Consider the following 10,539-nt stretch of genomic DNA (forward strand, 5'->3'; position numbering starts at 1 on the left):
ATTTGAATACCGATTAGCTTGACCTTTATTATCCCATATTTTCTTGTTAATGTTAAATCTTATGTCACTGCAAAAGTCGAGTAATTAATTCAAACCGAAAAGGGAACCGAGATGTCACCCTATATTCTGGCGGTTTGCCTGGATTGTGGCGATACGCTGGTGGACGAAGCCACCGAAATTAGAGACGAACATGGCGTGGTAGTGCAAGCCGAACTCATTCCCGGGGTTGCTGAAACGGTCCGCGAGTTAAAGCGGCGGGGTTATCCGTTGGCGTTAGTGGCGGATGGCCCGGTCGGCACATTCCGTAATATTTTAACAACGTGCCGGTTATTCCATCTTTTCGACGCGCTGGCAATTTCTGAGGAGGTGGGTGTTGACAAACCGGCGGCTCGGATGTTCACCCATGCCCTGGATCAGTTGAACTTGGCTCCCCAAGACTATGGCCGGGTGATCATGATGGGCAACAACTTGGCCCGCGATATCAAAGGCGCCAACCAACTGGGCCTCATTAGCGTATGGCTGGATTGGGCGCCGCGGCGGTCGAAAGTTCCGGCGGATGACACCGAAATGCCCCGCTACACCCTTAAAACACCCACCGAATTATTGCCCCTCATTGCCTCGTTAGAAAACCATTCGTAACTTCGTTTCGGCTTTAAATTGGGCAGCCGCAGGCAATGCCTGCAGCTGCCCAGCTACCGGCAGCTTGTCAGCCATAACGCAGTATGATATACTCAACAAGCTTAAACCCAAATAAAACTCTTCTGGAGGTGCAACAAAAATAATATGGCCGCAAATGCAACCCACCCAATCCTAACAGATGCCGGCAAAATATATCGGAGCAACCGGATTATTCGGCACAAATTTCTATTAACGGCGTTTGCCGTTATGATATCACTTATATTTATCTGGCCTTTCCTGGTGCTGGTGGCCAATACATTTAACAAACTTAACGTGTATATGAATCCCCTTATTCCCTGGCCCAACCAATTTACCCTGGAAAATTATATCCTGGCCTTTACTAAATATGGCTTTGGCATTCATTTTAAAAACTCAATATTAGTGGTCACCATCACCGCTTTTTTGAGCACGCTTTCGGCGGCATTGGCCGGTTATACCCTGGCCAAACTTCAGTTCCCGGGCCGCAATATCTTTTTTTTGATCATTCTGGCCGTAATGTTACTGCCCACCCAAACAATGCTTGTGCCCCAGTTTGTGGTTGTGCGCGAGTTGGGCCTGCTCAATAACTATTGGGGCATTATTCTGCCCGGCGTGGGCGGTTTTGCCTTTGGCATTTTTTTGATGCGCCAATTTATGCTGCGGGTGCCTACGGAAATGCTGGAAGCGGGCCGGATTGACGGCTGTAACGAATTTAGCCTTTTCACAAAATTGGTGATTCCCACCATGCAAGGCCCCATCCTTGTTCTGGCCACCCTTATTGTGCGCACCCAGTGGAACGATTTGCTCTGGCCTGGAATTATAATTTCGGAAGAAAGCAAACAACTTTTGATACCCGCCGTCCTGCTGCTTAATAATTTGGCCGTGGCCGATCCCTATGCCCTCATCGTTTCATCTGCCGTGGCTATTCTGGCGGCGGTGGTGCCTTTGGGCTTCTATGCTTATTCACAACGATTCTTTGTCAACTCTATGGCCGGCATGCTCAAGGGCTAATAACATAGCAGGGCGCTCAGCCCACTTAAATAAGGAGATCAAATGACAACAATAACCGAACCCCTCACCCAACCCAAACAACGATCCAGGTTGATGCGTTTTTTTGGCGACCAGCGGAAGTGGATGCCTTACTTATTTTTGGCTCCCTTTTTTATCACGTTTTTTGTTTTTCAATTTTATCCCCTGGTGCGGTCTATTCAAATGGCCTTTTCCGAGTCGCTGGGTTATACCGGCGACTGGCAATGGGTTGGTTTTCAAAATTTTTCCGAAGCTTTCACCGACCGGCACCTGTGGACCTCGTTTCGGAATTTCATATACTTTTTTGCCGGCAGTTTGATTACCGAAGTGCCGGTAGCTATTCTTTTGGCCACCATGCTGGCTTCAACGTTGCTGCTCTTTCGAGGGGTATTCCGCACTTTCTTTTTCATTCCTTCGGTCTTGCCCGGTGTTTTGATGGGCCTGGTTGGGCTTTGGTTCTTCAGCGAGTCGCGTGGGTTGGCCAATGCCATTGTCCAGGGTTTAGGCGGGTCACGGGTTTTGTGGGCCACTTTGCCGACATACATTATGCCTACCCTGCTCACCATTGCCTTTTGGATGTGGATGGGGTATCACGCGGTCTTTTTCCTGGCCGGAATGTCGGGGATAGAAGGAAGTATTATTGAAGCGTCCATTGTAGACGGCGCAAACTACTGGCAACGGCTGTTTTATATCACCTTGCCCTTGCTCAAGCCTGTGCTGGCCTATGTGACCATTATCATCGCTCTGGGTTCTCTAACAACCTATGATATTCAGGCGATCGTCTTCGCATCGAACTCTATTGGCGACAGTTTAAGCGGCCCCGGCGGACAAGGCTGGTTTTTTATCCCTTATATTACGGATGTGGCTTTTTCTTACTTTCGGATGGGTTATGCCACCGCTATCGGCTGGCTGGTTTTCTTTATTGCCGTTTTCCTCACCGCTCTACAATTAAGATTGTACAAAATTGGCGGGGCAGAAGAATAAGTAAAACTTACGCCAATTGTTGAGGCATTCCAGGGTGACAGTCACTTTGTCAGTGACTGTCACCCTGGAAAATAAAACATCAGGAGGGAAAAATATCTACTCAAACCGTTTCCAATGATTTTTTTAAGAAGACAGGGGGTACCGAGTCCAAATCTGCCGGCCTGCCGGTCACGCGCAGCCTCACACTGGCGTATGTGTCCTCGCTCGTGATCGCAGTCATTATGGCTGGTGCGGCTGCTGCCGGACTTTTGTTTCCGGGCGCAGTTTATCCAACGGATGAACTGATCATGTCATTTGCCCCCGTAGACGTGTTCCATTTGGTTGTTGGCCTGCCCATCCTGCTTGGCTCGCTGTGGCTGGCGCGACGAGGTACGCTCATCGGCCTGCTCTGCTGGCCGGGCATATTGCTCTATATTCTGTACAGTTATATCACCAATCTCGTCGGCGTGCCGTTTGGAGTGCTGTTTCTGCCATACCTCCTCTTGGTTACACTGAACGTTTACACCACCATCGGCCTGGCCGCAAGCATTGACGGCGAGGCAGTACGCCGGCGGCTCAAGGGCAACGTGCCGGCCAGAGTGGCCGGAGGCATTTTGGTTGGCCTGACCGCCCTGTTCATTGTCATGAATGTGAGCGCCATCGTCACCGCCCTTACCGGCCAGCCGCCAAGCGAACCGGAGCATCCCGTCTACGTCTTGATCGCCGATTTTACCACAGTGGCCCCCGCCTGTCTCATCGGCGGGCTGCTGCTGTGGCGACGCGAGGCGCTTGGGTATGTTGGCGGCGCGGGGCTGCTCTTGATGTACAGCCTGCTGTTCGCCGGGCTTATCCCTGTGTTGGCCTTCCCGGCGTTTTACAACGCTTCACCAGTGCCCGTGGGTGATATTGTGATGATGCTCGTCTGTTGCGCCATGTGCTTCATCCCCTTTGTGCTCTTTGTACGCGGCATCGCCAGATCGTAGCCCGGCACCAACATAATCTTATTCCAATCAGAAAGGATAAATAAAATGACCAATAATGTGTATCGGCTTGGTTTCTGGGCCTCAATTCTCACCGCAGTTACGGCTGCGGCGGCCTTGGGTATCGCCGTCACCACCGCCCCGGCGCGGTCTGGGCCGTTTTGTATGGCGGGTTCGGTTGATTTGGTGGACTCATGCGTTACTTATCCCTATACTGATGTGGCCGCCTTTGTGCCTATAGAGTACATCTGGATGTATCCGGCCCTGCTAATGGCGCTGCTGTTTGTGGTGGTAGTGGTTTGCCTCCACGCCTACGCTGCTGCCGACAAGAAAGTATTCAGTCAAATTGCCCTGTCTTTTGCCATAATCTCGGCCACGACCCATGTCATAAACTACTTTATTCAACTGGCGGTAGTGCAGCCCAGTTTGCTAAAGGGCGAGGCGGCAGGACTTTCGCTGTTCTCGCAATACAACCCGCACGGAATATTTATTGCCCTGGAAGATGTTGGCTATCTGACGATGGGCGTAGCCTTTTTGTTTGTGGCCGCCGTGTTCAGCCGGCAAACAAAGCTCGAGCGGATCATCCAACTTCTCTTTATGGCCGGTGCTGTGCTGGCCATTGGCTCGCTTATCCTGCTGGCCCTGCTCTACGGGCGCGACCTTGAGTACAGATATGAGGTGGCGGCTATTCTGATTGATTGGATTACGCTGATTGTGGCAGGCGTATTGTTGAGCGTGTTTTTTAGAAGAGTAGGGCACGCGGCAAAAAAATGAATTTCCGAGAAATCAAAGAAAACGATATGCCCGCCCTCTTTGCCGTAAGAACGGCCACGCACGAAAACAGGCTAACCCAGGCCGAACTCGAGGCGCTGGATATTACGGCAGAGTCGGTCAAAGAAAAATTAAAGGGGAGTTTTAAGGGATGGTTGTGCGAAGCGGCGGGCCAGGTGGTTGGGTTTGCCATGGGCGATAAATCAACCGGGGAATTATGGGTGATCGCGGTTTTGCCGGAATACATTGGCCAAGGAGTTGGTTCCAGGTTGTTAATCATGTTGGAAAATTGGCTTAAAGAAAGTGATTGCACCCAGCTCTGGCTGACAACGGATATTGATCCAAAACTAAAGGCCTATTCCTTCTATCGCCGGCATGGTTGGCTCGACGACCGGCTGGAGAACGGTTTGCGTTACATGATCAAAAACATGCAAACAACTGAACTTTAAGTATTTTGTTGGCCTGGCGGCTCAGTTGGTTTCAGGGCCTGCCCACTCCCTCGCGCGTAAAATCCCATCTTCAGCCGGTAAATCGGCCAACAGTTCGCCCACGGTTCGCTTCAGGAGAGGATGCGCCACCTCGGCGGCAATATCGGCCAGGGGACGCAAAACAAAGGCTCGCTCGGCCAGGCGGGGATGGGGAATTTGCAGGGAGGGCGTGGCCAGAACCAGGTCGTCGTAAAAGATAATATCCAGATCAATCTGGCGCGGGCCGTAACGGATACTTTTCCGGCGGCCCATTTTTGCTTCAATTTGTTTGAGATAGGCCAACAACGCCGGCGGCGGTAGGTCGGTTTGGCCTTTGAGGGCCATATTCAGAAAAGCGGGCTGATCCGGCACATAAGCCGGCGCAGTTTCATACAGCCGGGAAACGGCCAAAACCTCTACCGGGGGAGGCAATTTTTGCACGGCCTCTTTGAGGTTATTTTCACGATGACCCAGGTTAGCGCCCAGGGCTAAATAAATACAATGCGCTTTGTTCATTGGTAACTTCTCTGCTATACTGCCCCACCGACGAACGACGAAGGATGAACGACCAACGACGAAGGACGAACGACCAACAACAAAGGACGACGGGCCAACTTGACCATCCATTGGCTATTGGTCGTTGGTCACTGGTCGTTGGTCATTGGTCGTTGGTCAATAACTTATAAAAATAGGAGAACCCCAATGCCCCCTGTCCCTTTGTTAGATCTGAAACCACAGTATGCCTCTATCAAGGCCGAAATACAAGAAGCCATCAACCGGGTGTGCGACGCCCAGTATTTTATTTTAGGCCCCGAAGTGCAGGCCCTGGAAAAAGAAATAGCCGCCTACTGTCACACAGAGTTTGCCCTGGGCGTATCGTCTGGAACGGATGCCCTGATCATAGCCCTGATGGCCCTCAATATCCAGCCAGGCGACGAGGTTATCACCACCCCATACACCTTTTTTGCCACCGCCGGCAGCGTGGCCCGGCTGGGAGCCAAAGCGGTTTTTGTGGATATTGACCCCCACACCTACAACCTGGCCCCGGCCCAAATTGAAGAAAAAATAACGCCCCAAACCAGGGCCATTATCCCGGTTCACCTCTACGGCCAATGCGCCGATATGGACCCCATTATGGACATTGCCCAACGCCACAACCTTTACGTCATTGAAGACGCCGCCCAGGCCATCGGCTCGGAGTACAAGGGCCGCCGGGCGGGCAGCATCGGCCACATCGGCTGTTTTTCCTTTTTCCCTTCCAAAAACCTGGGCGCCTTTGGCGACGGCGGCGCAGTAACCACCAATGACCCCGACCTGTTTGAACAGATGCGCATGTTGCGGGTGCACGGCAGCAAACCCAAATATTACCATAAATTTGTGGGCGGCAATTTTCGGCTCGATGCCCTGCAAGCCGCGGTGGTGCGGGTCAAACTGAAATACCTGGATGAATGGACCGCCGGCCGGCAGCGCAATGCCGCCCGCTACAATGAACTTTTCACCGAGTTGGGCCTGCCCCATATTTCCGGCCAGGGCGACTCGCTGCTCACCCTGCCCTCGGAGTCCGCCGAAACCGGCCAATACGCGCCTCGCGTTCAGGCTGAAGCCGGGCCTTTTGCCCAACACCGCCACATTTACAACCAGTACGTGCTGCGGGTCAGCCACAACCGGGACGAATTATGCGCCTTTTTGAAGGAGCGTCAAATTGGCACCGAAATTTACTATCCCGTGCCCCTCCATTTGCAAGAATGTTTTGCCGCCTGGGGCTACCAATCCGGCGATTGCCCGGCCAGCGAGGTCGCGGCCACCCACACCCTGGCCGTGCCCATTTACCCGGAATTGACCGAGGAACAGTTGCAAACTGTTACCGGCTCCATCGCCGAATTTTACAGATAAGGGTCAAGGTTGATGTGGCAAGCACAAACCACCTCCTTCACGGTCACCTTCCATGCCCTTGACCAAGCCCGCCCGGTTCCCCAACAAGAGATACTGGAAAACCGCTGGCTGCACCGGCTCTTTCTGTTGACCCTCAGACCGGCGGCCTGGTCCGGCTGGCAATTGGCGGGCGGGTTGCTGGCGGTGTCCGCTTTGATTGGATTGGTGTGGTGGCCCTTTGGCCCCGGCGCAATTGTGGCGGCGGGCCTTTACCTGCCCCTGGCCCTGGCCGACTGGCTGCTGCTGTGGTGGCTGCCTCATTCCGGGCGCAGCTTTGGCCCAATTGGCCCCCAACTATTTGTAATGACGGTCCCCCGCCTGGGAGCGGCAATTTTGGCCGTTCTGCCGGCCCTGGTTTTTGGCCCCTTCACCGGCCTGTTAACGTTGGCCTTGCTCCAATTAGCCGGCACGTTGATTTACCTGTGGGGCACTCTGCAAGAACCTTTTGCCCTGTCCCTCACCCATCAAACCATCCGCCTGCCCGTTCTGCCGGCCGCTGCCCCTCCCCTTCGTTTGCTTCATCTGAGCGACTTTCACATTGAGCGCCTGACCCGCCGCGAGGCGCGGCTCTTGGCCCTGATTGATGAAGCCAGGCCCGACCTCATTGTCATCACCGGCGATTATCTCAACCTCTCCTATGTCAACGAGCCAACCGCCCGCGCCGAAGCGCGCCAAGTGCTGGCCAAACTCCACGCTCCCTATGGCGTTTACGCCACGTTGGGCAGCCCGCCGGTTGACCCGCGCGACACCACGCCTTCGCTGTTTGATGGCTTGAGCATTCGTCTGCTGCGGGATGAAGTGGCGCTGCTCCACTTTGCCGATGGCCGCACCCTCGCTTTACTGGGTTTAGACTGCGAGCACGACCTGGAATCGGACGCCTTGACCTTCAAAAGACTCATCGGCCTGACCCCGCCCGAGGCGGTGCGGGTGCTTCTCTACCACTCGCCGGAGTTGATGCCGGTGGCGCAGCAATACCCCGTTGACCTCTATTTGTGCGGCCACACCCACGGTGGCCAGGTGCGGCTGCCGTTTTACGGCGCGGTTATTACCAGCAGCGCCCTGGGCAAACAATATGAAATGGGGCCTTACCATAAAAACGGCACCACGCTTTACATCAGCCGGGGCATTGGCCTGGAGGGCTTGAGCGCGCCGCGGCTCCGTTTATTGTGCCCGCCGGAAATTATCCTGTTTCACCTGAACGGGGCGTAAAATATTTATGGCCACCAACATCGAAATCAAAGCCAAAGTGCAAGATTTCGACCGGTTGAAAAAGCGGGTCGAAAAACTTAGCGACACGCCGGTGGAAATCATTCCCCAGCAAGACACCTTTTTCCACACGCCCAAAGGCCGGCTCAAACTGCGCCAACTTACCCCCAACCGGGGCCAACTGATCTACTACGAGCGAGAAGACATTGCCGGCCCCAAACAATCAAATTATTTCATTTATCCCACCCCTGCCCCCCAAACCCTGGCCGCCATTTTGGCCGCCGCCTGGGGCGTTCGCGGCGTTGTCTGTAAAGAACGGCTGCTTTATATGGTCGGCTCTACCCGTATCCACCTGGACAAGGTTGAGGGGCTGGGCGATTTTTTGGAATTTGAGGTGGTGTTGAATGAAACCGATACCCCTGCCGCAGGTGAAGCTATTGCCTCGGTCCTGATGGCAAAATTAGGCATTGCCGAAAGTGATTTGGTTGAGGGAGCTTACATTGACCTGCTAGGAGATACGCAGGAGGATTGACGTGGCTGATTGGGGTGGTGGAAGTTTTTTCCCCGTTTTCATCGTCATCATCATTGGCTTGGGCCTGTGGAGCGCTTACGAGCTAAACGGTTTCACCCGGCCGGAAGGCAAACTCAAACGCGGCGTCAAAATTGGCTCGGCGCCGCTGGCCTGGGAAATGTGCCAGCTTCTGGAAACCTTGCCCCACCTGACCCGGTTCAACCGCAATTTTATTCTCATCGAGGGGCGAGAAGTGCTCATTGCCGCCGAACACTCCCTGTGGCAGCCTTCTTCTTACCGGCGCCGCGCCCGGCGCATCCCCTTTGTGGGTTATGTGGACCTCAGCGCGCCGGAAATCCGGCTGGAGTTCCGGCTGCCGCTATCATCTCTGGTAATTTTTATTGTTATCAGCTTGGTGGTGCTGTTTTTTTTAACCAATTTTTTCAGGGTTTTTAAAGAGGGTCTCTTTGGCTTTTCCTGGCTGTGGCTCTTCCCCGTTGTTTTTCTGGTAGTTTATGTTGGCGGGCTGTGGCTCAATTACTCCCGCGAACGCAACCGTTTATTGCATATTCTTGACCAGGCTCTGGGGCAGAGGTCAATGTAAAAACACTCATTGACAGCGCCTCATCCCTTCAAAGACAAATTAAGGGAACACGTGACAGATGACACGTGACCCTATTTTCAGGAGCATTTAGTGAAGTTGAGACACCTGCCCGGCATCATTTTTCTATTCATCCCCCTCCTCGCCTGCGGCAATTTTTTGAGCCAAGCAGAGATCAAACCACCCCCCACCCGGCTAAAATTGGTCAGCTTTGACACGGCCACCCTCACCCCCTTACCCACCGCTACGCCCAACCCTACCCCAACGCCCACCGTTACCCCTTCACCCACTTTCCTCCCCCCAACTTCCACACCAACGCCGACCACCGCGGCCACACCCACGCTGCCGCCCTCCCCGCCTCCCACCCTCACCCCCATCGCGGCCACCGTCACCGCCGCCGCTCAAGCTGCCCAGGCCGCGCAAGCCACCCACACGGTTGAGCAGTATCACCTGGGTTACGGCGTGCAACTGGCCGAGGCCAAAAATATGGACCTGGCCGTGCAGGGCGGTTTCACCTGGGCCAAACACGATCTCAATATTCGTAACGACACTAACTTTAAAACCAACGCCGACAACCTGCTCAGCGACCTCCGCAAAAGCGGCGCCGAACACGTGCTGCTCAAACTCATCATCTGGAACCAGGCCGGCCTGCCCGACGCTCCTCGCACGGCGGACGAGGTGGCAGACTTTGCCGAAAACGCCGCCGAAGCGGCCGAATTCATCCGCAACCGTTACGGCTCGCTTTACCAAACCATTGCCTACGAAATCTGGAACGAACCCAACCTCAACTTTGAGTGGGAAGGCAATCCCAACCCCGCCGAATACGTCGCCCTGCTACGGGCAACGTCCGCCGCCATCCGCCAGGCCGACCCCCAGGCCATCATTGTCAGCGGCGCGCCCTCGCCCGGCGGCGATTACGATGACCTTAAATTTCTGGAAGGAATGTACGCCAACGGCATAAAAGGTTTGGTAGACGCTATCGGCAGCCACCCCTATGGCGGCCCCTGGCCCTACGACCACCCCACCGGCATTGACGAGCAGGGCAACGGCTGGCCCTATTTCCGCAAAGCCGAAGCCCAACGGGCCATTATGGAACAGTACGGCGATACGGACACCCAAATCTGGGCCACCGAATTTAGCTGGCTGGCCGGCATCCCCAACTGCGACTTTGGCGAGCACACCCGCTGGCAGGTAACGCCGGAGCAGCAGGCCGACTACCTGGTGGCCGCCTACAATTACGCCCAGCAAAACTGGCCCTGGATGGGGCCGATGTTTGTGGTGTACGATTTTGCCCTCACCGGGCGCTACGGCCAATGCCATCCCGCCTCCGGCTACTCCATCCTGCGCCCCGGCCCGGATGGCCACATTGTCAGCCCGGCGGCCCAGGCTTTGTTTGCCATGCCCAAATATTCACGGTGGTAA

At 54.6% G+C, this 10,539-nt stretch carries 12 protein-coding genes; 11 read left to right on the top strand and 1 reads right to left on the bottom strand.

Annotated elements, in window-relative coordinates:
- The first annotated feature begins 111 nt into the window (after window positions 1-111).
- The 6 genes from JW953_14315 to JW953_14340 all read left to right on the top strand — a co-directional run bounded on the left by JW953_14315 (window position 112) and on the right by JW953_14340 (window position 4,849).
- Window positions 112-639 carry an HAD hydrolase-like protein gene (locus tag JW953_14315; protein ID MBN1993870.1) on the top strand — a complete coding sequence of 176 codons (528 nt, stop codon included), beginning with the start codon at window positions 112-114 and terminating at the stop codon, window positions 637-639.
- Window positions 640-885: 246 nt separating this feature from the next.
- Window positions 886-1,668, top strand: coding sequence for a carbohydrate ABC transporter permease (locus JW953_14320; protein ID MBN1993871.1), 783 nt, complete (start codon window positions 886-888; stop codon window positions 1,666-1,668).
- 42 nt (window positions 1,669-1,710) lie between these two features.
- The gene (locus JW953_14325) at window positions 1,711-2,670 is read left to right on the top strand and encodes a sugar ABC transporter permease (protein MBN1993872.1); all 960 of its coding nucleotides are present in this window, start codon (window positions 1,711-1,713) and stop codon (window positions 2,668-2,670) included.
- 221 nt (window positions 2,671-2,891) lie between these two features.
- Window positions 2,892-3,632 carry a hypothetical protein gene (locus tag JW953_14330; protein ID MBN1993873.1) on the top strand — a complete coding sequence of 247 codons (741 nt, stop codon included), beginning with the start codon at window positions 2,892-2,894 and terminating at the stop codon, window positions 3,630-3,632.
- Window positions 3,633-3,677: 45 nt separating this feature from the next.
- Window positions 3,678-4,403: a hypothetical protein gene (locus JW953_14335; GenBank protein ID MBN1993874.1), complete on the top strand. Its 726-nt coding sequence runs from the start codon at window positions 3,678-3,680 to the stop codon at window positions 4,401-4,403.
- On the top strand, window positions 4,400-4,849 hold the full coding sequence (locus JW953_14340; protein ID MBN1993875.1) for a GNAT family N-acetyltransferase: 450 nt from the start codon (window positions 4,400-4,402) through the stop codon (window positions 4,847-4,849). Before JW953_14335 ends, JW953_14340 begins: the two co-directional genes overlap by 4 nt.
- Before the next feature lie 21 nt (window positions 4,850-4,870).
- Here the strand turns inward: JW953_14340 and folK are convergent, their stop codons facing one another.
- Window positions 4,871-5,383 carry a 2-amino-4-hydroxy-6-hydroxymethyldihydropteridine diphosphokinase gene (folK, locus tag JW953_14345; protein ID MBN1993876.1) on the bottom strand — a complete coding sequence of 171 codons (513 nt, stop codon included), beginning with the start codon at window positions 5,381-5,383 and terminating at the stop codon, window positions 4,871-4,873.
- Window positions 5,384-5,569: 186 nt separating this feature from the next.
- Between folK and JW953_14350 the strand changes: the two genes are divergently transcribed.
- The 5 genes from JW953_14350 (at window position 5,570) to JW953_14370 (ending at window position 10,539) form a co-directional block, all read left to right on the top strand.
- Window positions 5,570-6,760 (top strand): DegT/DnrJ/EryC1/StrS family aminotransferase, encoded by a 1,191-nt coding sequence (locus tag JW953_14350; GenBank protein MBN1993877.1) that lies wholly within the window; start codon window positions 5,570-5,572, stop codon window positions 6,758-6,760.
- 12 nt (window positions 6,761-6,772) lie between these two features.
- Window positions 6,773-8,008, top strand: coding sequence for a metallophosphoesterase (locus JW953_14355; protein ID MBN1993878.1), 1,236 nt, complete (start codon window positions 6,773-6,775; stop codon window positions 8,006-8,008).
- Window positions 8,009-8,015: 7 nt separating this feature from the next.
- Window positions 8,016-8,537: a class IV adenylate cyclase gene (locus JW953_14360; protein MBN1993879.1), complete on the top strand. Its 522-nt coding sequence runs from the start codon at window positions 8,016-8,018 to the stop codon at window positions 8,535-8,537.
- A 1-nt stretch (window position 8,538) separates the two neighbouring features.
- Window positions 8,539-9,120, top strand: a complete 582-nt coding sequence (locus JW953_14365) for a hypothetical protein (GenBank protein MBN1993880.1) — start codon at window positions 8,539-8,541, stop codon at window positions 9,118-9,120.
- 90 nt (window positions 9,121-9,210) lie between these two features.
- Window positions 9,211-10,539: a cellulase family glycosylhydrolase gene (locus JW953_14370; protein MBN1993881.1), complete on the top strand. Its 1,329-nt coding sequence runs from the start codon at window positions 9,211-9,213 to the stop codon at window positions 10,537-10,539.

Source organism: Anaerolineae bacterium, assembly GCA_016931895.1.
In the GTDB taxonomy this organism is placed as follows: Bacteria; Chloroflexota; Anaerolineae; order 4572-78; family J111; genus JAFGNV01.